The sequence below is a fragment of the Jhaorihella thermophila genome (genome assembly GCF_900108275.1).
In the GTDB taxonomy this organism is placed as follows: domain Bacteria; phylum Pseudomonadota; class Alphaproteobacteria; order Rhodobacterales; family Rhodobacteraceae; genus Jhaorihella; species Jhaorihella thermophila.
This window is the reverse complement of record NZ_FNVD01000002.1, coordinates 1-23,387: the sequence shown is the minus strand read 5'-3', so window position 1 is coordinate 23,387 and position 23,387 is coordinate 1. Positions and strand designations below refer to the sequence as shown.

The 23,387-nt window shown below is 67.6% G+C and carries 22 protein-coding genes; 13 read left to right on the top strand and 9 right to left on the bottom strand.

Translation table 11 applies throughout. The features are described 5' to 3' along the window. Positions 1-13: 13 nt before the first annotated feature. Both C4S70_RS03370 and C4S70_RS03365 read left to right on the top strand, forming a co-directional pair. Positions 14-451, top strand: a complete 438-nt coding sequence (locus tag C4S70_RS03370; RefSeq protein WP_104006714.1) for a F0F1 ATP synthase subunit epsilon — start codon at positions 14-16, stop codon at positions 449-451. A gap of 140 nt (positions 452-591) precedes the next feature. Then, on the top strand, positions 592-939 hold the full coding sequence (locus C4S70_RS03365) for an H-type lectin domain-containing protein (protein ID WP_104006713.1): 348 nt from the start codon (positions 592-594) through the stop codon (positions 937-939). A gap of 157 nt (positions 940-1,096) precedes the next feature. On the opposite strand, the gene C4S70_RS03360 is transcribed toward C4S70_RS03365, so the two are convergent. From C4S70_RS03360 to C4S70_RS03350, 3 genes are read right to left on the bottom strand one after another with little or no spacing between them, the layout of a single operon-like run. After that, complete coding sequence (locus tag C4S70_RS03360; RefSeq protein ID WP_104006712.1) at positions 1,097-1,879, bottom strand: lysophospholipid acyltransferase family protein; 783 nt, start codon at positions 1,877-1,879, stop codon at positions 1,097-1,099. Then, a complete protein-coding gene (locus C4S70_RS03355; protein ID WP_104006711.1) occupies positions 1,879-2,778 on the bottom strand; it encodes a cell division protein FtsX in 900 nt (299 codons plus the stop codon). The genes C4S70_RS03360 and C4S70_RS03355 overlap by 1 nt, the downstream gene beginning before the upstream one ends. Beyond that, positions 2,775-3,452, bottom strand: a complete 678-nt coding sequence (locus C4S70_RS03350; protein WP_104006710.1) for a cell division ATP-binding protein FtsE — start codon at positions 3,450-3,452, stop codon at positions 2,775-2,777. The genes C4S70_RS03355 and C4S70_RS03350 overlap by 4 nt, the downstream gene beginning before the upstream one ends. A gap of 189 nt (positions 3,453-3,641) precedes the next feature. Between C4S70_RS03350 and C4S70_RS03345 the strand changes: the two genes are divergently transcribed. Next, on the top strand, positions 3,642-4,445 hold the full coding sequence (locus C4S70_RS03345; RefSeq protein WP_104006709.1) for a zinc-ribbon domain-containing protein: 804 nt from the start codon (positions 3,642-3,644) through the stop codon (positions 4,443-4,445). 3 nt (positions 4,446-4,448) lie between these two features. On the opposite strand, the gene truA is transcribed toward C4S70_RS03345, so the two are convergent. Beyond that, complete coding sequence (gene truA / locus C4S70_RS03340) at positions 4,449-5,216, bottom strand: tRNA pseudouridine(38-40) synthase TruA (RefSeq protein WP_104006708.1); 768 nt, start codon at positions 5,214-5,216, stop codon at positions 4,449-4,451. A gap of 107 nt (positions 5,217-5,323) precedes the next feature. On the opposite strand from truA, the gene C4S70_RS03335 reads away from it, so the two are divergent. From C4S70_RS03335 to C4S70_RS03310, 6 genes are all read left to right on the top strand, one after another. Then, on the top strand, positions 5,324-6,751 hold the full coding sequence (locus tag C4S70_RS03335; protein WP_104006707.1) for a YcjX family GTP-binding protein: 1,428 nt from the start codon (positions 5,324-5,326) through the stop codon (positions 6,749-6,751). Next, complete coding sequence (locus C4S70_RS03330) at positions 6,748-7,197, top strand: GNAT family N-acetyltransferase (RefSeq protein WP_104006706.1); 450 nt, start codon at positions 6,748-6,750, stop codon at positions 7,195-7,197. The genes C4S70_RS03335 and C4S70_RS03330 overlap by 4 nt, the downstream gene beginning before the upstream one ends. After that, positions 7,194-8,216 carry a YcjF family protein gene (locus tag C4S70_RS03325; RefSeq protein ID WP_104006955.1) on the top strand — a complete coding sequence of 341 codons (1,023 nt, stop codon included), beginning with the start codon at positions 7,194-7,196 and terminating at the stop codon, positions 8,214-8,216. The genes C4S70_RS03330 and C4S70_RS03325 overlap by 4 nt, the downstream gene beginning before the upstream one ends. Before the next feature lie 381 nt (positions 8,217-8,597). After that, positions 8,598-11,519: an isoleucine--tRNA ligase gene (ileS, locus tag C4S70_RS03320; RefSeq protein WP_104006705.1), complete on the top strand. Its 2,922-nt coding sequence runs from the start codon at positions 8,598-8,600 to the stop codon at positions 11,517-11,519. Positions 11,520-11,657: 138 nt separating this feature from the next. Then, entirely contained in the window at positions 11,658-12,494 is an 837-nt protein-coding gene (locus C4S70_RS03315) for an EamA family transporter (RefSeq protein ID WP_104006704.1), read from the top strand. A 111-nt stretch (positions 12,495-12,605) separates the two neighbouring features. Then, the gene (locus tag C4S70_RS03310; RefSeq protein ID WP_104006703.1) at positions 12,606-13,073 is read left to right on the top strand and encodes a hypothetical protein; all 468 of its coding nucleotides are present in this window, start codon (positions 12,606-12,608) and stop codon (positions 13,071-13,073) included. Here C4S70_RS03310 and C4S70_RS03305 read toward each other — a convergent pair. Both C4S70_RS03305 and C4S70_RS03300 read right to left on the bottom strand, forming a co-directional pair. Continuing rightward, positions 13,058-13,765, bottom strand: coding sequence for a CDP-alcohol phosphatidyltransferase family protein (locus C4S70_RS03305; RefSeq protein WP_104006702.1), 708 nt, complete (start codon positions 13,763-13,765; stop codon positions 13,058-13,060). The genes C4S70_RS03310 and C4S70_RS03305 overlap by 16 nt on opposite strands. A gap of 104 nt (positions 13,766-13,869) precedes the next feature. Beyond that, positions 13,870-16,068: a primosomal protein N' gene (locus C4S70_RS03300; protein WP_104006701.1), complete on the bottom strand. Its 2,199-nt coding sequence runs from the start codon at positions 16,066-16,068 to the stop codon at positions 13,870-13,872. A 127-nt stretch (positions 16,069-16,195) separates the two neighbouring features. Between C4S70_RS03300 and fsa the strand changes: the two genes are divergently transcribed. The 3 genes from fsa to C4S70_RS03285 all read left to right on the top strand — a co-directional run bounded on the left by fsa (position 16,196) and on the right by C4S70_RS03285 (position 18,622). Further along, on the top strand, positions 16,196-16,849 hold the full coding sequence (gene fsa, locus C4S70_RS03295; protein ID WP_104006700.1) for a fructose-6-phosphate aldolase: 654 nt from the start codon (positions 16,196-16,198) through the stop codon (positions 16,847-16,849). Between the two features lie 151 nt (positions 16,850-17,000). Next, a complete protein-coding gene (locus C4S70_RS03290) occupies positions 17,001-17,705 on the top strand; it encodes a DUF484 family protein (protein ID WP_104006699.1) in 705 nt (234 codons plus the stop codon). After that, on the top strand, positions 17,702-18,622 hold the full coding sequence (locus tag C4S70_RS03285) for a tyrosine recombinase XerC (RefSeq protein WP_104006698.1): 921 nt from the start codon (positions 17,702-17,704) through the stop codon (positions 18,620-18,622). Before C4S70_RS03290 ends, C4S70_RS03285 begins: the two co-directional genes overlap by 4 nt. 130 nt (positions 18,623-18,752) lie before the next feature. On the opposite strand, the gene C4S70_RS03280 is transcribed toward C4S70_RS03285, so the two are convergent. Next, positions 18,753-19,709 carry an L-malyl-CoA/beta-methylmalyl-CoA lyase gene (locus C4S70_RS03280; RefSeq protein WP_104006697.1) on the bottom strand — a complete coding sequence of 319 codons (957 nt, stop codon included), beginning with the start codon at positions 19,707-19,709 and terminating at the stop codon, positions 18,753-18,755. Positions 19,710-19,931: 222 nt separating this feature from the next. On the opposite strand from C4S70_RS03280, the gene C4S70_RS03275 reads away from it, so the two are divergent. Then, positions 19,932-21,701 carry a carboxyl transferase domain-containing protein gene (locus C4S70_RS03275; RefSeq protein WP_104006696.1) on the top strand — a complete coding sequence of 590 codons (1,770 nt, stop codon included), beginning with the start codon at positions 19,932-19,934 and terminating at the stop codon, positions 21,699-21,701. Between the two features lie 33 nt (positions 21,702-21,734). Here C4S70_RS03275 and C4S70_RS03270 read toward each other — a convergent pair whose 3' ends face one another. Further along, positions 21,735-22,124, bottom strand: a complete 390-nt coding sequence (locus C4S70_RS03270) for a carboxymuconolactone decarboxylase family protein (RefSeq protein WP_104006695.1) — start codon at positions 22,122-22,124, stop codon at positions 21,735-21,737. A 27-nt stretch (positions 22,125-22,151) separates the two neighbouring features. Then, on the bottom strand, positions 22,152-22,856 hold the full coding sequence (locus C4S70_RS03265; protein ID WP_104006694.1) for a glutathione S-transferase: 705 nt from the start codon (positions 22,854-22,856) through the stop codon (positions 22,152-22,154). Positions 22,857-23,387 lie beyond the last annotated feature (531 nt).

Below are 23,387 nucleotides of genomic sequence, written 5' to 3'. Positions count from 1 at the left end.
GGAGTGGTCCGGGATGGCTGATACCATGCAATTCGACCTCGTCAGCCCGGAGCGGAGCCTTGCTTCGCTCCAGGCCAGCGCGGTCCTGATCCCCGGCGCCGAGGGGGACATGACGGTGATGCCCGACCATGCGCCGGTCATCACCACCCTGCGTCCCGGCGTTCTTCGGGTCGAAGGGCCGGAGGGGACGCGCGAATTCGTCGTGAACAGCGGCTTTGCCGAGATCCGGGCCGACAGCGCCTCGGTTCTGGCCGAACGCGCCATTCCGGTGGACGAGGTGACCCGCGAGCATCTGGACGAGATGGTTGCCGAGGCGCGCGCCAAATACGAGGAAGCGCAGCTTGCCCAGGGCGAGCAGCCCAACCTCGTGGACGAGGCGGCGAAGCTTTTGGCGGACATGGAGGCGCTCGGGGACCGGATCAACCTGGGAAGCGGGATGGCGCCGGGCTGATTTCCACGCGTGTTTCGTGTTGAAATGAAAGTGGCCGGTTCCTTTCGGGGCCGGCCGTGTTTCTTTCATCCTGTTGCCGAATTGCATCCCCATAGAGGATGGATAACGGGGAAGGCGGCTGAGGCGGAGAGCAGCGGGCAATGAAGCATTTGAGAAGCCATCTGACCGGGATCGACCAAGGGGATGTCGCCCTGTTTTCGGATTTCGAAACCGGTGGCGAGATGTGGACGGGCACCGGCCTGCGCGAGCGGCGCAAGGCCGTCTGGTTCACGCAGGCTTTTCGCAAGGAGCCAGTTGTTCAGTTGTCCGTGTCGCTGTGGGATGTGGACATGGGCGCGCCCATTCGCGCGGAACTGGTGGCGGAAAACATCACGCCGCAGCGGTTCGAGATCGTGTTCCGCACCTGGGCGGATACCCGCGTGGCGCGGCTGCGTGTGGCCTGGATGGCGATCGGGGAACTGGCCGACGACAACGACTGGGACGTGTAGAGGCCGACGTGTAGAGGGCAGGCGTTCGGGGCGGTTTGCGGGTTCGGATCGGCTGTGCCGATCCGACCGAGGCGAGGGGGCGCTGCCCCCTCGCGCTCCCCCGGAGTATTTGTGGCAAGATGAAGAGGGGGTTCGTGCCGGGGGCAACTCGGGCGGGTCAGTCGGCCGCGGTTCTTCCCCCGCCCGGCGTCGGTGTCTTCCATTGGCGGGTTTCCGGATCGAAGCCGGCTTCGCGCATCAGCGCGTTGGACCGGGTTTCGATCCGGATTTCGATTTCGCGCATGAATGCGTTGCGGTCCATGCCCGGTGCGATCGGATCGAGGAACTCGACGACCGCCCGGCCGGGACGGCGCATGATGCCCTTCTTGGGCCAGAACAGGCCGACATTGGTTGCCGCCGGGACGCAGGGCTGTTTCAGATTCGCGTAGAGGATCGCGGGGCCGATCTTGTAGGGGCGGTATTCGCCCGGCGGCACGCGCGTCCCCTGGGGATAGATGATCAGCTGTCCCGGTTCGCGGAATTCCCGCGCGACGTCCTGCACCAGCTTGGCAACCGCGCGGCCCCGCTTGCCGCGGTCCACCGGGATGCAGCCCAGCCGTTTCGCATAGATGCCGATGAAGGGCGTCCACAGAAGTTCGCGCTTCATGATGAATTTGGGGTGGGGAACGGCGTCGAAAATGATGAGGATGTCCAGAAAGGACTGGTGCTTGGCCGCGATCATCACCTCGTCGTGGGGGACGTTGCCGCGCAGTTCGGATCGGATCCCAACCATCCAGCGGGCGGTCCACAAGGCCCAGCGGCAATAGAGTTTGCAGGCCACCAGCGCGCCCCGGCGCGACACCAGCGCCCAGGGCGAGAACAGCAGTCCCAGCACCGCCATCGCCAGGTAGACCTGGATCACGAAGGCAAGGGACCGCAGCCACTGGATCGTGTCGCGCATCAGGCAAGCTCCTTCAGGCGGCGGCGGGCGGCGGCCCAGGTGGCGAGAAACGCGACCAGCGCGCCCATGGGCGGGATCAGGATCGGTGCGAGCCAGCCGAAGCCCTGGAAGCCGAGCCCGGTGAGAAAGCCGCCCTCGGGTGAGCTCTCGGGCAGCAGAAGCACGCCGGCCATGCCGAAGCCGACCCCGGCGGTGGCGCCGATCAGGGTGCGCAGGGTGAACCGCCGCACGAAGGCCCCGGCGATATAGACGTCGCGGGCGCCGACAAGGCGAAGTACCTCTATCACGCGGGCATTGGCCGACAGCGCCGCGCTGGCGGCCAGCGTGATCATCGCCGCCGTCGCACCGCCGATCAGCGCGATCGAGATCCAGCCCAGCCGACGCAGACTGTTGGCGGCCTGCACGAGGGGCCTGCGCCAGCGGGTGTGGTCGTCGAGCACCGCGCCCGGCACCGCCGCCGCCAGCCGCAGGCGCAGACCGGCGGCGTCATAGCCGGGTTCGCCCTCGGTCACTTCGATCAGTTGCGGCACCGGCAGGTCGTCCAGCCGCAGGTCGGTGCCGAACCACGGTGCCAGCAGGGCGGCCTGCTCTTCCTGGGTCAGCGCGCGGGCGCTGGCCACGCCGGGGGTCTGGCGCAGGATCTTCAACGCGACTTCGGTCTGGGCCGCCCGCTGGTCGGCCGGGGCATTGATGCGCAGCGTGGCGCTGCGGGCCAGTTCCGACGACCACCGGTCCGCAAGCCGCCCGGCCGCCAGCGACAGGGCCAGCGCGAACACGGCGAGAAAGGCCATTGCGGCGGATACGAAAAGGGTCAGGTGCGCCGTGTGTCCGCTGGGCGGGACGATCCGGCCCGCCTGCGCGTCCCCCAGCAGGAACGTGCGTATAGTTCCGCGTTTCACAGGTCCGCCCCCGCAAGTTGCAGTGTCTTGTTCGAGATCCGCAGAACCCGGGCCTGCACCTGGTTCTTGGCCGCGCGAATCAGGGCCAGGTCATGGCTGGCCACGAGGATCGTCTTGCCCATCCGGTTCAGTTCGACCAAGAGCTGCAGGAGCCGCTGCGACATGTCCCAGTCCACGTTGCCGGTGGGTTCGTCGGCCAGGATCACGTCCGGCGACATGATGACCGCCCGCGCCAGGGCCGCGCGCTGGCGTTCGCCACCCGACAGTTCGGGCGGAAGCGCGTCGGCGCGCGCGCCCAGCCCCACCCATTTCATCAGCTCGGCGAGGTTGCCCGCCTCGGCCGCGACGTCCCGTCCCGACACGATCAGCGGCAGCGCGATGTTGTCGGCCACCGGCAGGTGATCCAGGAACTGGCAGTCCTGATGCACCACCCCGATACGGCGGCGGATCATCGCCATCTGGTCCCGATCCAGCCGGGTCATGTCGGTATCGAACACACGAACCTGCCCTGCCGTGGGGCGGAGCGCGCCATAGCACAGCCGGATCAGCGTGGTCTTGCCCGCGCCGGACGGGCCGGTCAGAAAGTGGAATGTCCCCGGCGCCAGTTGCACCGACACGCCGCGCAGCAATTCGGCTCCGCCATAGCTGTAGTTGACGTTGTCCAGCTCGATCACGGCTCTTCCCCGGGTGATTGCGCCTCTTGTGCCCCGGATCGTTCCCGGTTTCAATGCCTGCGCAGTAGCGGCAGACTGGTCACGGCTTCGGGCGCAAACAAATTCCGGCTTTGCGATCCGGCGCTAAAAGCCTATGATCGCGAAAAAAATTGCCGTGGCCGGTACGGGGCAAGGCTCAGGAGGGGCAGAATGCGGCTGACATGTCCGAATTGCGACGCGCAATATGAAGTGCCGGACGAGGTAATCCCGCCCGAAGGGCGGGACGTTCAGTGCTCGAATTGCGGCCACACCTGGTTCCAGGTGCATCCCGATCACCCCGAAGCCGCCTTGCCGCCCGAGCCGGACGCAGAGGAGGATCTTGCCCCGGTCGAGGAAGACGGTGAACCCGAACCGGAACACGAAGAAGCAGCCGGTGAGATGCCGGATGAAGGCTGGCCCGCACGCAAGCGCCCGATCGAGCCGGACATTTCCGAGATCCTGCGCGAAGAGGCCGAGCGCGAGGCGCGATTGCGCGCGCAAGAGGCCGCGGCGCTTGAAACCCAACCGGATCTGGGGCTGGAATCCGGCGCGGATGACGAGGCCGAACGCCGCACGCGCGAAGCCGAGGCGCGCAAGGCCCGGTTGCGCGGCGAAGAGCCGCCCGCCGCGGGAGCCGCCGCCGACACGGGGTCGCGACGCGATCTGCTGCCCGACATCGAAGACATCAATTCGTCGCTGGAGTCGCCCTCCGCGCGGACCACGGGCACCGAACTGGGCCCCCTGCGCGAACATTTGCACGAGCCCGAAGAGAAAGTCCGCAAGAGCGGTTTTCTGCGCGGCTTCGCCGTGGCGATCGCGCTCGGCGTGATCCTTCTGCTGGTCTATTCCCGCGCGCAGGACATTACCCGGACGGTGCCGCAGGTGGCGCCGGCCCTTGATGCTTATGTGGGCGCGGTCGATCAGGCGCGGCTGTGGCTTGAGGATCAGGCCCGCGCCCTGGTGGCCCCGCAATAGGCGTCAGCCGAAGGGATCCCTGGGGTATTTCACCGCGGCAAGGTAGAGCCCCTGCGGCGGGCTGACCGGCCCGCAGGCGGCGCGATTGCGCGCCTCCAGCGCGGCCTGCACGTCATCGGCCGTCCATGCCCCCGCGCCGACCCGTTCCAGCGTGCCGACGAAGCTGCGCACCTGGTTGTGCAGAAAGGAGCGGGCGCGGACGTGGAAATGCACCTCGGGGCCCGACAGGCCCTCGGCGGCCTCTACCCGCAATTCGTCCAGCGTCTTTACCGGGCTTTTCGCCTGGCAGATGGTGGATCGGAAAGTGGTGAAGTCATGATGCCCCACCAGCCGTTTCGCGGCCTCCTGCATGGCGGCGATGTCCAGCCGGTGCGGCACTTGCCAGACCTGCCCCCGGTCGTGGGTGGCGGGGGCGCGGCGCATCAGGATGCGGAACAGGTAGCGCCGTTCGATGGCCGAGAAACGCGCGTGCCAGTCATCGTCCACCCGCGCGGCGGTCAGGATGGCCACCGGCTGGGGCTTGAGGTGGTAGTTCAGCGCCTCGGACAGCCGGAACGGATCCCAGTCCTTTTGCAGGTCGCAATGGGCCACCTGACCCAGAGCATGCACCCCCGCATCCGTGCGCCCCGCGGCGGCGATGGTATGCGCGCGCGGCTCCAGCCGGGCCAGCGCGGCCTCGATCGCCCCCTGGACCGAGGGCAGATCCTTCTGGCGCTGCCACCCGGCAAAGGGCGCACCCTGGTATTCGACCTTCAAGGCATAACGCGGCATGGCTGCCCGCCTAGCGCAGCCGCGACGCGCCGGCAAGTCCGCTTTGGCTGGCAAGGTGGGCCGGGGGCGCCTATCTTGGGGGAAACAGGACGAGGCGGGGCAGCACAGTGGTCATATCCCAGATAGCCGATGGCCTGATGCGCGGCGTGGAAGGCGCGGGCGACCGGATCTCCGAGGCGCTGTTCGAGCCGGTGATCCGCCTGGGGGTGACGGGGCTTGCGCGATCGGGCAAGACGGTGTTCATCACCTCGCTGGTTGCCAACCTGCTGGACCGGGGCCGGATGCCGGGGCTCGCCGCCGAACGCGACGCGCGGATCGAGGCGGCGTTCCTGCAGCCCCAGCCCGACGACACCGTGCCGCGCTTCGACTACGAATCGAACCTGGCCGCGCTGACCGGACCCGACCCGCGCTGGCCCGACAGCACCCGCGCGATCAGCGAATTGCGCCTGTCCTTCCGCGTGCGTCCCGCCGGTCTGTTGGCAGGGTTGCAGGGGCCGCGCACGGTCCATCTGGATATCGTGGACTATCCCGGCGAATGGCTGCTGGACCTGGCGCTGCTGGATCAGAATTACGACCGCTGGGCCGCCGACACGATGGCCCGGATCGAAGGGCGGGACACGGCGCGGGATTTCGTGGCGCGCGTGCGGGGCGTCGATCCCGAGGCTCCCCATGACGAGCCGCTGGCGCAGGATCTGGCGCGGCGCTTCACCGCCTGTCTGCGCAGGGCGCGCACCGAGGGGTTTCACGACTGCACGCCGGGGCGGTTCCTGTTGCCGGGGGATCTGGAGGGTTCGCCCGCGCTGACCTTTGCGCCGCTGTCGGTGGCCGGGCCATCCCGTCGCGGCAGCCTGCACCGCGAGATGGAGCGCCGCTTTGACGCCTACAAGCGCGCGGTGGTCAAACCCTTCTTCCGCGACCATTTCGCCCGGATCGACCGGCAGGTGGTGCTGGTGGACGCGCTGGGCGCCATCCATGCCGGCCCGCAGGCGGTCGAGGACATGCGCCGGGCGCTGGCCGAGATCCTGTCGGCCTTTCGTCCCGGCCGGAACGTGTTGCTGACCCGGCTCTTGCGCGGCAAGCGGGTCGAGAAGATCCTGTTTGCCGCCACCAAGGCCGATCACCTGCACCATGTCCAGCATCCCCGCCTGACCGCGATCATGGAGGCGCTGATCCGCGAGGCCCGCGACCGGGCGCAATTCGCCGGCGCCGAAACCGCCGCCATGGCCATCGCTGCCCTGCGCGCCACGACCGAAGAGATGCGCCCCCACAACGGGCGCGACCTGCCCTGCGTGCGCGGGCGGCTGCTGAACGACGACGGGACCGCGGGCAGAACCGCCGCATTCTATCCCGGCGAGCTGCCCGAGGATCCCGCGCGCCTGTTGGCGCCGGCGCGCGAGGGGGCCGAGTCATGGCTGGATGCCGATTACCGGTTCATGTCCTTCGCGCCCGCGCCGCTGACCCTGAGGCCGGGCGAGGGGCCGCCGCATATCCGGTTGGACCGCGCCGCCCAGTTCCTGATCGGAGACCGGCTGTGACCGTCGAGCTGCGCCCCGCCCGCCCGACCGACGCGGGCCGGATCGGAGAGATCCTGCACCGGTTCCAGGAGGCGACCGACTGGATGCCGCCGCAACTGTCGGGCGTCGAATACATCGCCTATTGCGGCGCGATGATCGACCGTGGTTGGGTCACCGTGGCCGAGGAGGACGGGCGCGTCGCTGGCTTTCTGATGCGGGACGGCGAAGAGATCTGCGGGCTCTATGTCGCCGAGGAAAGCCGGGGTGCAGGTATCGGCCGGGTGTTGCTGAACTTTGCCAAGGCCCGGGCGCGGCGGCTGGTGCTGCACGTCCACGAGCCCAACGCGGGCGCGCGCCGGTTCTACGAACGGCATCATTTCGTCTTGACCGGGCGGATGGACGGGGCCGATCTGGACGAGGGGCTACCCCGCATCTGCTATGAATGGAGCCGGGAGGGCCGGACATGACTCAGGGGCCGATCCTGTTCGATGAGCCCGAGAAGGCGGGTGAGGATGCACCGAACGTGGCCGAGGCGCCGCCCGTGCCCGATGTCGGGCACATGCCCCAAGGCACGGCGATGCAGTCGGCGGCGCGGGCGGTGGGCCGGCGGTCGTCGCGTCTGGCGCGCTGGTTCTGGGGGCTGACGGCTGGCGTGGTTTCGGTGGTGGTCTCGGTTGCGGCGTGGGATTTCGTCACGGGTCTGCTGGAGCGGATGCCGCTGCTGGGCTGGGTCGTCGCGGGGCTGTTCGCCGCGCTGCTGCTGGTCGTGCTGGCGCTGACAGCGCGCGAGATCGCCGCGATCGGGCGGCTGTCGCGGATCGACGGCCTGCGACGGGCGGCGAGCGAAGCCGCGGCGTCGGGCGATCTCGACGAGGCGCGGGCGGTCGCGGCGCGTCTGGTTGCCTTCTATCGCGGGCGCGAGGAGACGCGGTGGCACAGCGAGCGGCTGACCGAGCGGCTGGCGGATCAGTTCGATGCGGATGCGGTTCTGGAGCTGGCCGAGGGTGAATTGCTGGCGCCCTTGGACGCCCTTGCGCTGCGCGAGGTCGAGGCGGCCGCGCGGCAGGTGGCCACGGTGACCGCTCTGGTGCCGCTGGCCTTGGCGGATGTGGCGGCGGCACTGACCGCCAGTCTGCGCATGATCCGCCGCGTGGCCGAGATCTACGGCGGGCGGTCCGGATTTCTTGGAAGTTGGCGGCTGATGCGGGCGGTGTTCGCGCATCTGGTGGCGACGGGCGCCGTGGCGGCCGGGGATGACCTGTTGGAGCCGGTTCTGGGCGGGTCGATTCTGTCGAAGCTGTCGCGCCGCTTCGGCGAGGGGCTGGTCAATGGCGCGCTCAGCGCGCGGGTTGGTGTGGCGGCGATGGAGGTCTGCCGGCCGCTGCCGTTTTCGGCCCGGCATCGGCCGTCGGTGCGCGCTATTGTCGGGCGGGCGCTGGGCGGCATGGTGCCGGGCCGGGGCGCAAATCGTGATACGCGGGCGTGACCGCGTTTTCGGGTTGCAGGTCCGCGAATTGGTCTGAGCGTCGGTCGCGACAGGGCGGCGGTGCGGGATTTCGGATCGCTGGCGCGATCCGACCGGGGCGAGGGGGCGCTGCCCCCTCGCGCTCCCCCGGGGTATTTGCGACCAGAAAGAAGAGGGACCGGAGAGGGGCGGGGTGCGCGCGGGTGCGGCGGAACTGTCCACTTTACCCCGGTTGCGGCTGGGCCTATAACCCGCGCCATGAGCCGAGGATGCCTTATCATCATTCGAATTACTTACCCGGCGCTCTGATTGCCAGAGACGCCGGGCAAAGGTGCTTGAGACATCGCACCGACCCTGTTCGACCCGATCCCCTGACATTCGATACCCTGAAGGACGCTCGAGATGTGCGCCGATATGCCTGACTACAAGGACACACTGAACCTGCCGCGAACCGACTTTCCCATGCGCGCGGGCCTGCCGAAGCGCGAGCCCGGCTGGCTGGAGCGCTGGGAGAAGATCGGAATCTACGATCGCCTGCGCGAACGCGCGAAGGGCGAGGAGCGCAAGCCTTGGATCCTGCATGACGGCCCTCCTTACGCAAACGGGCATCTGCATATCGGGCACGCGCTGAACAAGGTGCTCAAGGACATGGTGGTGCGCAGCCACCAGATGCTGGGGTTCGACGCGCGCTATGTCCCCGGCTGGGATTGTCACGGCCTGCCGATCGAGTGGAAGATCGAGGAGCAGTATCGCGCCCGCGGCAAGTCCAAGGACGAGGTGCCGGTGATCGAGCTGCGCCAGGAATGCCGCAAGTTCGCCGAAGGGTGGATCGACGTCCAGCGCGAGGAGTTCAAGCGGCTGGGCGTGACCGGCAAGTGGGACGATCCCTATCTGACCATGGATTTCCACGCCGAGCGGGTGATCGCCGAGGAATTCATGAAATTCCTGATGAACGGCACGCTCTACCAGGGTTCCAAGCCGGTGATGTGGTCGCCGGTGGAAAAGACCGCGCTGGCCGAAGCGGAGGTGGAGTATCACGACCACACCAGCCACACGATCTGGGTCAAGTTTCCGGTGGTGCGCGCGGTGGAAAAGACCGGGGCGCGGTCGGAACTGCTGGGCGTCAACGTGGTGATCTGGACCACCACGCCTTGGACCATCCCGTCCAACCGGGCTGTCGCCTTCAATCCCGAGCTGTCCTATGGCCTCTACGAGGTCACCGAGGCGCCCGAGGACAACTGGGCCAGGGTGGGCGACAAGTATCTGCTGTCGGACAAGCTGGCCGAGGAGGTGTTCAACGCCGCCCGCGTGACCGGCTGGAAGCGGCTGCGGGACGTGAGCGCCGAGCAGCTCGACCTGCTGGTCTGTGCCCATCCGTTCCGCGGGGTCGAGGGGGGCGAAGGCGAGTGGGACTATGACGTGCCCCTGCTGCCCGGCGAGCATGTCACCGACGAGGCCGGCACCGGTTTCGTCCATACCGCGCCCAGCCACGGGGCGGATGACTATGTGCTGGGGGTGCGGCACGGGCTGCCGATGACCTACAACGTGACCGAGGACGGATCCTTCCGCGCTGATCTGCCGCTGTTCGGGGGCGCGCGGATCATGGACGAGAAGGGCCGCGAAAAGGACGCCAACAAGCGCGTCATCGACAAGCTGGCCGAGGTCGGCGCGCTGATCGCGCGGGGCAAGGTGAAACATTCCTATCCGCATTCCTGGCGGTCCAAGGCGCCGCTGATCTTTCGCAACACGCCGCAGTGGTTCGCCGCGATCGACAAGACCGTGGGCGACGGGCAGGACGAGTTCGGCCGCACGATCCGGGAACGCGCGCTCAACAGCATCGACAGGCTTGTGACCTTCACCCCGCAATCGGGGCGCAACCGGCTCTATTCGATGATCGAGAGCCGGCCTGACTGGGTGCTGAGCCGCCAGCGCGCCTGGGGTGTGCCGCTGACCTGTTTCACCAGGAAGGGCGCGCAGCCGCAGGACGAGGATTTCCTGTTGCGCAACGAAGAGGTCAACGCCCGCATCCTCGAGGCCTTCGAGGCCGAGGGCGCGGATGCCTGGTACAAGGACGGCGCCAAGGAGCGGTTCCTGTCCGGGATCGTCGATCCTGACGACTATGAACAGGTGTTCGACATCCTCGACGTGTGGTTCGATTCCGGTTCCACCCATGCCTTCGTGCTGCGCGACCGGCCGGACGGCAGTCCCGACGGGATCGCCGACCTTTACCTCGAGGGCACCGACCAGCACCGCGGCTGGTTTCATTCGTCGCTGCTGCAGGCCTGCGGCACCAAGGGGCGCGCGCCCTATCGCGGGGTGCTGACCCACGGTTTCACGCTGGACGAGAAGGGCATGAAGATGTCCAAATCGCTGGGCAATACCGTGGCGCCCGATCAGGTGATCAAGCAATACGGGGCGGACATCCTGCGGCTGTGGGTGGCGCAGTCGGATTACACCGCAGATCTGCGGATCGGCCCCGAGATCCTGAAGGGCGTGGCCGACAGCTATCGTCGCCTGCGCAACACCATGCGCTTCATGCTGGGGTCGCTGGCGGACTTCACCGAATCCGACCGGACCGAGGCGAAGGACATGCCGCCGCTGGAACGCTGGGTGCTGCATCGGCTGGCCGAACTGGACGAGGTCGTGCGCGAGGGCTACGCGAAATACGATTTTCAGGGCGTGTTCCAGGCACTGTTCAACTTCTGCACCGTGGATCTCAGCGCCTTCTATTTCGACATCCGCAAGGACGCGCTCTATTGCGACGGCGACACGCTGCGGCGGCGGTCGGCGCGGACGGTGCTGGATCTGCTGTTTCACCGGCTGACCACATGGCTCGCGCCGATCCTGGTCTTCACCATGGAGGAGGTCTGGCTGGAGCGTTATCCGGGCGAGGAGAGCTCGGTGCATCTGGTGGATTTCCCCGAAACCCCGGCGGATTGGCGCGACGATGCGCTGGCCGACACGGTGGCGCGGGTGCGCCGGGTGCGGCGCGTTGTCACGGCCGCGCTCGAGGTGCAGCGGCGCGACAAGGTGATCGGATCGAGCCTCGAGGCGGCACCGGTGGTGCATGTCGAGGATGCGCAGGTGCTGGAGATCCTGCGCACTCTGCCGATGGACGATCTTTGCATCACCTCGGGGCTGGTGCTGAGCGGCGATCCCAGCCCGAACGAAGCCTTCCGTCTGCCCGAGGTGCCGGGGGTCGGGGTGGTGTTCGAAAAGGCGACCGGCGAGAAATGCCAGCGCTGCTGGAAATACCTGCCGGATGTGGGCACGCATTCGCATCCAGGCGTCTGCGGGCGCTGCGAAGAGGCGCTGGCCGGCTGACGCGCGGGACGGTGCGTGAAGGGAAGGCGCCCCTTGCGGGCGCCTTTTTCCCGTGCGTCAGGGGGGCGTGCCGGGGATTGACTTTGCCGCCTGGTTGCGTGTTCCGTCGCCCGGATCGTTCGCCGTTGCGAGGCCGCCATGTCCCCCTTCGTCCTGCTTGCCGTTCTTGGTGCCGCGTTGCTGCACGCAGGCTGGAATGCGCTGATCAAGACCGGCGCCAGCAAGCAGACGTCGATGCTGATCCTGACGCTTGGCCACGCGGCGATCGGGGCGCTGGTGGTGGCAACGCGGCCCGTGCCGGCGCTCGAGGTCTGGCCCTGGCTGATCGGATCGGGCGCGATCCACATGGCCTATCAGCTGTTTCTCGCCTACGCCTATGAACAGGGCGATCTGAGCCGGGTCTATCCCATTGCCCGGGGGGCGGCGCCGATGATGGTGACGCTTGTGGGCGTGTTCCTGCTGGCCGATGTGGTGACGCCGGTGGAATTTGCCGGGATTTTCGTTCTGGGGCTGGGCATCATCGCGATGTCGCTGGGGGCGCTCGTGCAAGGGGAATCGCGGCGGCTGGTGCCCTATGCGCTGGGCTCGGCGGTGGCGACGGCGGGGTATTCGCTGGTCGATGGCACGGGGGCGCGGATTTCGGGCGATCCGGCGACCTATGTGGGCTGGCTGCTGATCCTGTCGGCGGTGTTCTACACGCCGGTGGTGATCGGGCTGAAGGGCAGCCACATTCTGCGCGCCGACGGGCGGACATGGGGCATGGGGCTGGTCGCGGCGGCGGCGTCCTACGCGGCCTATGCCGTGGTGGTCTGGGCAATGACCCAGGCGCCGATCGCGCTGGTAACGGCGCTGCGCGAGACCTCGATCCTTTTTGCCGTGCTGATCGGCTGGCTGGCGTTCGGCGACCGCATGGACCGGACCAAGGCCGTTGCCGCCGGCTTGATCGTATCGGGGGTGATCCTGACGCGGCTATAGGCGAGCAGGCGTTGCGCGGCGGCGTCACAGCGCGTGTCCGTGGCAAGGCGTGGCTTGTAATTCGCGCGAACGCGCATCACGTTGATTCCGTAGACAGGAAAGGACAGGCAAATGAGCGTTGTGCAGGACCGCGCCGCCTACAAGCAAATGATCCGCGATCGTCTGATGCAGGTGGAAACCGAGGCGCTGGAGTTGGCCAAGGCCCACCATGAGGAGTTTTTGCGGGAATCGCAGCTTGACCGCACCGAGACGGTGGACAAGGACGAGGTCGCGGCCTCGCGCGAGAATGCCGATCTCGCGGCGGCCTTCGACGGTCCGGTTCTGGCCCATCACGCCAAGATCGACGTGATCGAAAACATGGACTTTTCGCTCAAGGATACGGTGCAGCCGGGCGCGGCGGTGATTTTGGACGGGTTGAATTTCGTGGTGGCGGTTTCGACCGAGAAATTCGACGTGGACGGCCGCGCCTTCATGGGGATTTCGACGCAAAGCCCGATCTACAAGGCGATGGAGGGGCTGGGCGCGGGCGATACCTTTACCCATGCCGGCAAGGAATACGAGATTCAGGACGTGCTCTGATCGCGTTTCGGCGGGATGAGCTGTTGGGCGATGCCGGCGAACAGCAGGTATAGGCTGGTCACCACCAGTCCCCAATGCGCCCAGCTGTCGGGGTAGAAATCCACCCAGGCCGCCCAGCCGGCGAAGGCGGTCCAGGCCAGCGCCACCGGCAGGCTGATTGCGCGCCAGCGTTCGGTGCGCACGGGGTGGATGAATTTCAGCGGCGTGAACATGGCAACCGCCAGCACCGTGACCAGTGCGAGAATGATCCAGAAGCTGGGCTTCAGCGCGAAGATCACCAGGATCACCATGTTCCAGCAGCCGGGAAAGCCGGAAAAGGAATTGTCCCTGGTCTTCATCCTCGTGTCGGCGAAATACATCGCGCTGGCAAAGGTGATGACGATGATCGCGACCCAGCCGGTCCAGCCCGCCATCAGGCCCGATTTGAACAGCGCGAAGGCGGGGATGAACACATAGCTCAGATAGTCGATGATGAGATCCAGCAGGATCCCGTCGAATTCCGGCGCGAACCGCTTGACGTGGTAGCGCCGCGCGAGCGGGCCGTCGATGCCGTCCACGAAGAAGGCCGCCACGAGCCAGAGAAACATGAGGCTCCACTCGTAATCGGCGGCCGCCAGCATGGCCAGCATGGCGAAGACCGCGCCGGTGGCGGTGAAGAGGTGAACGGCGAGCGCTTTCATCTGCGGTGACATGGGGCCAGTGATGGCCGAAATCGTGCGCGATGGCAAATGATTGCGTGCGCGGAGGGTGCGGGAGCCTCCGGCGGGAGTATTTGGAGCAAGATGAAGGGACCGGATCAGTAAAAACTTTGCGGGTCGATATCGACGGCAAGGCGCAGGTCGCCGGTGAGCTTAACGGGCGCGATCCAGCGGGCGATGGCTGCTTGCAGCGGCGCGCCCCTGGCGGCCTTGACCAGCAAGCGCACGCGGTGGCGGCCGCGTATGCGGGCGATCGGGGCGGGGGCGGGGCCGAACACCTGCGCGCCGATCTCGCGCAGGGGCGCGTCGTTACGGGCCAGCGCATTGCCGAGGTCGAACACTGCGGCGGAATCGCCGCCCGACAGGATGATGCCCGCCAGCCGTCCGAAGGGTGGGACGCCCGCGGCCTGGCGGCTGGCGGCCTCGGCCTGCCAGAAGCCTTCTTCGTCGCCCGACAGGATCGCCCGGATCACCGGGTGTTCGGGCTGGTGGGTCTGGAGCAGGGCAAGGCCCGGCCTGTCGGCCCGGCCGGCGCGGCCGGCGACCTGGCGCATCAGTTGAAAGGTGCGCTCGGCCGCGCGCAGGTCCGACCCTTGCAGGCCGAGATCTGCGTCGATCGCGCCGACCAGCGTGAGCCGGGGAAAGTTGTGTCCCTTGGCGACGAGTTGGGTGCCGATCACGATGTCGGCCGAGCCTTGTGCGATTTCGGCGATCTTTTCCTTCAGTGCCCGCGCCGAGCCGAAAAGGTCGGAGCTGAGCACCGCGAGGCGGGCCTCGGGAAAGGCGGCGGCGGCTTCCTCTGCCAGGCGTTCGATGCCGGGGCCGACCGGGGCCAACCGCCCTTCGACCCCGCAGGAGGGGCAGGTGTCGGGGATCGGTTTCGTCTCTCCGCACTGGTGGCACATCAGCCGTTTCAGAAAGCGGTGCTCGACCATCCGCGCGTCGCAATGATCGCAGCCGATCTGCTGCCCGCAGGCGCGGCACAGGGTCACCGGCGCATAGCCGCGGCGGTTGATGAACAACAGCGCCTGTTCGCCCTTGCCCAGCCGGTCCTCGACCGCCTGCCGCAGGGTGGGCGAGATCCAGGTGCCGGGCTGCATCCGTTCGGCGCGCATGTCGATGGCGCGCATCTCTGGCAGCATCGAATCGCCGAACCGGTCGGTGAGTTCGAGCCGTTCGTATTTGCCCGCCTGCGCGTTGGCCCAGCTTTCCAGGCTGGGCGTGGCGCTGGCCAGCACCACCCGCGCCCCGCAGATCGAGGCGCGCAGAACCGCCATGTCGCGGGCGTTGTAGAGCACGCCATCCTCTTGCTTGTAGGAGGTATCATGTTCCTCGTCCACGATAATGAGGCCGAGGTCACGGAACGGCAGGAACAGCGCCGAGCGTGCGCCCACCACCAGCTGCGCGCCACCCCGGCCCACCATGCGCCAGATGCGGCGGCGTTCGGTCATGGTGACGCCGGAATGCCACTCGGCCGGGCGCGCGCCGAAACGGTGCTCGACGCGGGTCAGGAATTCGGCCGTCAGCGCGATTTCCGGCAGCAGCACCAGCGCCTGCCGGCCCATCGCCAGGCACTCGGCGACCGCCTCGAGATAGACCTCGGTCTTGCCCGATCCGGTGACCCCCCGAAGCAGGGTCGTGCCGTAGCCGCCGCTGTGCAGGCCCGCCCGCAAGGCATCGGCTGCCCGTTTCTGGTCCCCGGTCAGGGTCTTGCCGGGCCGGTCGGGGTCGAGTTGCGGAAAGGGCAGATCGCGCGGGGTCCGTTCCTCGCGCACCGCGCCCAGCTTCACCAGTCCCTTGACCACCGACGCGGTCACGCCGGCCTGTTCGGACAGTTCGCGCAGGGTGAAGGCAAGGCCGCCATATTCCTCCAGCACCTCGAGCACGCGGCGGCGCGCATCCGTCATCCTGTCGGGGCGCGCTTCGCCCAGCCGGTAGACCTTGCGCATCGACGGCGGGTCGCCCAGCCCCGGCGCGCGGGTCGCCAGCCGCAGCATCGCCGGCAGCGGCGTCAACGTGTAGTCGGCGGCGCGGGCCAGAAAGACGCGCATTTCCTCGCGCATCGGCGCGGCATCCAGCACGCGGATCACCTGCCGAACCCTGGAGAGGTCGAAATCGCCCTTGCCCGGTCCCCAGACGACCCCCAAAACGCTGCGCGGGCCCAACGGAACCTCGACAAAGGCACCCAAAAAACAGCCGCCCTCGGGCGCGCGGTAATCCAGCGTGCGGTCCAGCGGCTGGGTCGTCAGAACCGCAACCAGTTCGCCCTCGTCAAAGAAATCCCGCTCTGCGGCCACCGATCGTCCGCCCTTTCCCGTCGCGTTCCGTTAGCGTTAACCCGCATGCGTCTGCGGGGTTTCCACCGCCTGTTCCATGAGGTAAAGCCAAGCCCGACCAAGGCCAACCCATCAAAGGACGCGCGCTATGAAATTCTTTGTCGACACAGCCGAGATCGACGCCATCGCCGAACTGAACGAGCTGGGCATGGTGGACGGCGTGACCACTAACCCCTCGCTGATCCTGAAGTCGGGCCGCGACATTCTCGAGGTCACGAAAGAGATCTGCGACCTGATCGACGGCCCGGTTTCGGCCGAGGTGGTGGCAACGCAAGCCGACGCGATGATCGCCGAGGGCCGCAAGCTGGCCGAGATCGCGCCCAATATCGCGGTCAAGGTGCCGCTGACCTGGGACGGGCTCAAGGCCTGCAAGGCGCTGACCGGCGAAGGCCGCATGGTGAACGTCACACTGTGCTTTTCGGTCAACCAGGCGATTCTTGCGGCCAAGGCCGGGGCGACGTTCATTTCGCCCTTTATCGGACGGCTCGACGACATCAACCTCGACGGGATGGAGCTGATCGCGGACATCCGTCAGGTCTATGACAATTACGGCTTTGACACGCAGGTGCTGGCCGCTTCGATCCGCAGCGTGAACCACATCGCGGAAAGCGCGCGGATCGGCGCCGACGTGATCACCGCGCCGCCTGCCGTCATCAAGGCCATGGCCAACCATCCGCTGACGGACAAGGGGCTCGCCGCTTTCATGGCCGACTGGGAAAAGACCGGGCAAAAGATTCTCTGAACGCAGGCTTGCGGGTATGCGCGGGCCACCCGCCGCATCTTGGCGCGCGGCGGGCGTGGATTTCGCGCCGCAGCCGGAAATTTCCGAAATTTCAGGGCACACCTGTCGCAATCGCGTGTTATAAGACCATAAAAAACACGACAGAGGCCCCATGAGCAGCAGCCCGAAACTGGACGAAACCTTGCGCAAGGCGATCCTCACAGCCCCCGAGGTGGTGCTGGACGACAAGGATGTGATGCACGCGCTGATCGCCGCCAACGAAAAGTCGATGGGCGGCAACATCATCGACCTGCGCGGTGTCGCGATGGAGCGACTGGAGGCGCGGCTTGACCGGCTCGAGGACACCCACCGCAGCGTGATCGCGGCGGCTTACGAAAACCTCTCCGGCACCAACCAGATCCACCGCGCGATCCTGCGGATGCTGGATCCGCTGGAATTCGAAACCTTCCTGCGCGATCTCGACGGCGAAGTCGCCGCGATCCTGCGCGTGGAAGCGGTTCGGCTGGTGCTGGAATCCGCGCAAGGCCCCGACGACAGCGTCCGGCGTCTTGGGGGTGTGCTGGCGGTGGAGAAACCCGGTTTCATCGACGACTACGTCACGCAGGGCCGCGGCGGGCCAGCCCGCCAGGTCACTCTGCGTCAGATCAACGGCGCGCCCGAGGCGATCTATGGCGAAACCGCGGACTGGATCCGTTCCGAGGCCTGCCTCAAGCTCGACCTGGGCGAAGGCCGCCTGCCGGGGCTTCTGCTGATGGGATCGGAGGATCCCCACCAGTTTACGCCGCAGCTGGGCACCGATCTCCTGGCCTTCTTCGGGGGCGTGTTCGAACGCTCGATGCGCCACTGGCTGTCGTGACGCTGATCTCGCCCGCCGCCCGCGACGCCCTGCAGCTGTGGCTGGACGGGCAGCGGGCGCTGGCCGGCGCGTCGGAGAACACGATCACCGCCTATCGCGGCGACGTGGCCGAGTTTCTCGCCTTCATGACCGAACATCACGGCGCGCCGCAGGGGCTGGCCGCGCTGGAACGGATCGGCGTGGCCGACATGCGCGCCTGGATGGCCCATATGCGCGGCATGGGGCTCAGCGCGCGGTCGCTCGCGCGCAAACTTTCGGCGGTGAAAAGCTTCTACCGCTGGCTGGCCGAGCGCGAAGGCTTCGAGCCCACCGCCGTCCTTTCCACCCGCGCGCCGAAATTCCGCCGCAAGCTGCCACGTCCGCTGGCCGAGGATGCCGCGAAAAAGGTGATTGAAACGGTCGAACACCAGTCGCAGGAACCTTGGGTCGCCGCCCGCGACGTGGCGGTAGTCACGCTGCTCTACGGTTGTGGCCTGCGCATCTCCGAGGCGCTCGGACTCAGGGGCGCGGACGCGCCGCTCGGCCGCAGCCTGCGCATCACCGGCAAGGGCGGCAAGGAACGCGTGGTGCCGGTGCTCGACGCGGCACGCTCGGCGGTGGACGCCTACCTGGACCTCTGCCCGCACCCGAAGGAACCCGCCGCGCCCCTGTTCCGCGGCGTGCGTGGCGGCGCGCTCAGCCCGCGCATCATACAAAAGGTGATGGCTCGAACCCGCGCCCAGCTCGGCCTGCCATCGACCGCCACGCCGCACGCCCTGCGCCACAGCTTCGCCACCCACCTGCTCTCGGCCGGTGGCGACCTGCGCGCGATCCAGGAACTTCTGGGCCACGCTTCGCTGTCCACTACCCAGGCCTATACGGCAGTGGACACCGCCCGCCTGATGGAAACCTACGACCGGGCCCACCCGCGCGCCTGATCCTGCTTCTTTCTGGTCGAAAATACCCCCGCCGGAGGCACCGCCGCCCGCCCCGGTCAGGGGCGGGCGGCTGAAAAACGGCGGCCCGCGCAGCGCGCGGGCCTCATCTTGCGGACTCCTCCGCCCTCGATCAGCCGGCGATCATCTCCGCCTGCCGCACGATCACCTCGGCCTGCTTGATGCTGGCGATGTCCACCAGGCGCCCCTTGTAGACGGTCGCGCCTTCGCCCTTGGCCTTGGCCTCTTCCATCGCCGCCAGGATCTCGCGGGCCTCCCGCACCTGCTCCTCCGATGGCGTGAACACCTGGTTGGCCAGCGCGATCTGCTTGGGATGGATCGCCCATTTGCCGACCATGCCCAGCGTCGCAGACCGTTTCGCCTGTGCGATATAGCCCTCGTCATCCGAAAAATCGCCGAACGGCCCATCCACCGGCAGGATGCCATGGGTCCGGCAGGCGGCCACGATCGCGGCCTGCGCCCAGTGCCAGGGATCCGACCAGTATTTGGCGCCGTCATGCAGCATGTAGTAGTTTTCCTGCGTGCCGCCGATGCCGGTGGTCTGCATCCCCATCGAGGCCGCGAAATCCGCTGCCCCCAGACTCATCGCCTGCAACCGGGGGGACGAGGCCGCGATCTCCTCGACATGGGCGATGCCCGCGGCCGATTCGATGATAACCTCCAGCGAAATCGGCTTGGTCCGGCCAACGGCGCGCTCAACTGCCGTCACCAGCGCGTCCACCGCATAGACATCTGCCGCGCAGCCCACCTTGGGGATCATGATCTGGTCCAGCCGGTCGCCCGCCTGCTCCAACACCTCCACCACGTCGCGATACCAATAGGGTGTGTCCAGCCCGTTGATCCGCACCGAAAGATACTTGTTGCCCCAGTCCACCTCGTTGATCGCCTGGATCACGTTGGCGCGGGCGACATCCTTGTCCGACGGCGCAACCGAATCCTCCAGATCGAGGTTGATCACGTCCGCCGCGCTGGCGGCCATCTTCTCGAACAGTCTGGTGTTCGACCCGGGGCCGAACAACTGGCAGCGGTTGGGACGCGCCGGGGGCGTGGGCTGGATGCGAAAGCTCATCTGCGGCACCTTTCGGTAATGAAATTGCGATTTTTCCGCTCCATCGGGTATTAAATTGCGCCGCCCTCTGCAAGCCAATATCGCGCTCGCAGAATTTCCGCCGCGTCGCAGAAACGGAACGGCCGAACCCTCGGAGCCTCAGGTGAACGCCGCGTCGCGCTGTTCGCGGCGCGATCCCTTGCCTACAGTTCCAGCCCGAAGGGTCGCAACGGGAGGAAAGGCATGGCGATCATCCGGGGCGAGAGCGTGGCCGTCGTGGCCGAGATCCGCGTCCAGCCGGGGGACGAGGTGGCAAAGGGCGCGCCGCTGGTCGTCACCGAGCTGATGAAGATGCGCCACGAGATCTGCGCCCCGCACGATGGGATCGTCCGCGCGGTGCATGTGTCGGCGGGCGACGAGCTGTCGGCGGGACAGGCACTGGTGACGCTGGATGCGGCCGAGGTCGCCGGCACCGGCGCGCGGGCGCAAGAGGAAACCCGCCCCCAGTTCGACGAGTTCCGGGCGCGGATGGCACTGCTCGAGGACGCCGCCCGTCCCGAAGCCGTGGCCCGCCGCCACGCCAAGGGGTTCCGCACGGCGCGCGAGAACATCGCCGATCTGTTCGACGTGGGCAGCTTCACCGAATACGGCGCGCTGGCGGTCGCCGCGCAGCGCAGCAAACACCCGCTTCAGGATCTGCGGGCCCGAACGCCGGCCGACGGCATCATCTGCGGCATCGGAACGGTCGGCGGGCGCCCCGTCGCGGCGATGGCGGTGGACTACACCGTGTTGGCGGGCACGCAGGGCTTTTACCATCATCGCAAGATGGACCGGCTGATCGAGGTCGCCGGCCGCGATCGCCTGCCCATCGTGGTCTTTGCCGAAGGCGGCGGTGGTCGGCCCAACGACCATGACGTGGCCGAGCTCATGGTGGCCGGGCTGAACGTCCCCACCTTTCGCCAGCTGGCTGCCCATCGCGGACCGACGATCGGTATCGCGGCGGGATATTGCTTTGCCGGGAACGCGGCGATCTTCGGGGTCTGCGATCTGCGCATCGCCACCCGCGACAGCTGGATCGGCATGGGCGGCCCCGCGATGATCGAGGGCGGCGGGCTGGGCGTCGTGGAGGCGACCGAGATCGGCCCGTCCGAGGTGCAGGAGGAAACCGGCGTGATAGACCTGCTGACCGAGGACGAGGCCGCCGTGGTTGCAGCGGCGAAGGCGCTGCTGGCCCTGCCCGAAGCGTATCAGGCGGGGCGGGGCGCGGCGGAGAAACTGCGTCAGGTCGTGCCGGCGGATCGCACGCGCGCCTATGACATGCGCGATGCGATCGCCGCGCTGGTGGACGCAGGCAGCCTGATCGAGCTGCGGCGGGGTTTCGGCACCGGCATGATCACGGCATTTGCCCGGATCGCGGGCCGCGCGGTGGGGCTGATGGCCAACAACCCGCTGCATCTGGGTGGCGCGATCGACGCCCCGGCCGCTGACAAGGGCGCGCGGTTCCTGCAGCTTTGCGATGCCTGGGGGCTGCCGGTGGTGACACTGTGCGACACGCCCGGCTTCATGGTCGGGCCGGAAACCGAGCGCACCGGGCAGGTGGCGCATGTGTCGCGCCTGTTCCTGGCGGGGGCGCATTTCTCGCAGCCGCTGGTGACGGTGATCCTGCGCAAGGCCTATGGTCTGGGCGCGATGGCGATGGCCGGCGGCGGGCTGGATCGGCCGCATTTCTGCTGTGCCTGGCCCACGGGCGAGCTCGGCGCGATGGGGCTCGAAGGTGCGGTGCGGCTGGGGTTTCGCGATCACCTCGCCGGCATTGCCGATCCCGAGGCGCGCGAGGCCGAATATCGCCGGCTGGTCGATACGCTTTACGAGCGCGGCAAGGCGCTGAACGCGGCCAGCGTGCTGGAATTCGACGCGGTGATCGACCCCGCCGAAACCCGCGCGGCGATCGACCGCGTGCTGGCCGCCGCCGGTCCGGGGGCGCCGGGGCAAGGATATGTGGACGCCTGGTAGCGGTGCGGCTGTGGCGCGGCGGGCCTGGCGCGTCTAAAGCAGGCCCTCTTCGGTCAGCACCTTGCGCGCGGCGCGGAAACATTCCAGCGCCTGCGGCACGCCGCAATAGATCGCCACCACATGGATGATGGCGCGGATCTCTTCCCTGGTGACGCCGTTGTTCAGCGCGCCGCGGCAGTGGATTTCCCATTCGTGCATCTTGTCCAGCGCCCCCAGCATGGCAAGGTTCATCATCGAACGCGTTTTGGGCGGGATCGTGTCGTCGCCCCAGCCGAACCCCCAGCACCACGCTGTCATCGCCTCCTGGAAGGGGCGGTTGAAATCGTCCGCGGCGGCGAGGTTCTTCTCGACATATTCCGCGCCCAGCGTGGCCTTGCGGGCCTCGAGGCCCTTGAGGAACAGGTCTTCGTCAAAAAGGCTCATCGGTCACTTTCCCCCGTCTTGGTGGTTTCAGCAGCCCAGCACGGCGCGCAGGGAGGCTTCGATCCGTCCGCCGCACCAGACGTCACCGTGGGACCGGTCCCATTCGGCGCGCATCTCCGCGATGGAGGGCTGGCTGGCAATGCGCGCGCAAAGCCCGGCAATGGCGGGCGCGTGCCGGTCCAGCATCGGGGCCAGCGGCGGCAGCTTGTCGGCCATCGTGTGCCACAGCGCGGCGGCGGCGAGGTCGGCCAGCGACGGCCGGTCGGTGCCGAGGATGTGGCCGCCCTGTGGTTCAAGGCCATGCCGGCGGCCGGTTTCCTCGAAGATCTCCATCCAGCGCGGCAGGCGGTCGGCGGTGAAGTCGGCCCAGGTGGCGGGCGTCCACATCTGCGCGCCGCAGTTGCGGGTCACTTCTTCGAGCACGTCACCGGCGTCGCAGATCAGTTTGAGCGTCAGCGTCCGGGCCGCGGCATCGGGCGGCAGGAGATCATGCCGTTCCCCCAGATGCATCAGGATTGCCGACAGTTGCGACAGCCAGAGGCCCGCACGAAGGTCATGCAGCATGGGCGGCGCCATCATCGGCGCCGGCTGGTCGGCCACCGGGGCGGACTTGATCGCCAGAAGCGCCTCGGTATCCGGTTCCTCCCAGGCCGCCCCGGCGTAGGCGAGAACGTAGCGGACGAAGTGGCCGCGGAAGGGAACGGGCCAATAGAATAGAGCGTAATCCGTCATGTTCGGACCCCGTTCGGTGCAGGATCGCGGTGCATTCCGGTCCGGTGTTCGGTTTTGCTGCGATCAGGTCTCATTTCGGCATTTTCGGGGATCGTAATGGGGATTTCCCTCAAAGGGAACCGGGTTGCTGCGGTGGGGGCATGGCCGGGCGCGAGGCGAGGGGGCTCTGCCCCCTCGCGCTCCCCCGGGGTATTTTTGACCAGAAAGAAGGCAGAAGCAGGTCACGCGCGGAACAAGGGCGGGGCCGCGGATCGGTCAGGTGTCCACGGCGTCGCGCATCCACCTTTGCAGGGTGGCCATGGAGTGTTCAGACACTACGCCGCCTTGGGGATCCATCACCGGCGGGCCGGGAAGGTAGCCGCGTGACTTCAGCCCGCGGTGGTGTGTGAGCTACTCCCCAATGTCTGGACAGTTTCCGGCTTGATTTAAGCTACTCTTTGCTCCTGCTGACCGGGTTGGGTTTCGTCTTTTCTCAGCCAGTAGACCACGGCTGGGGGTTTGCCGCCAAGGGCGGAATGGGGGCGCTTGCGG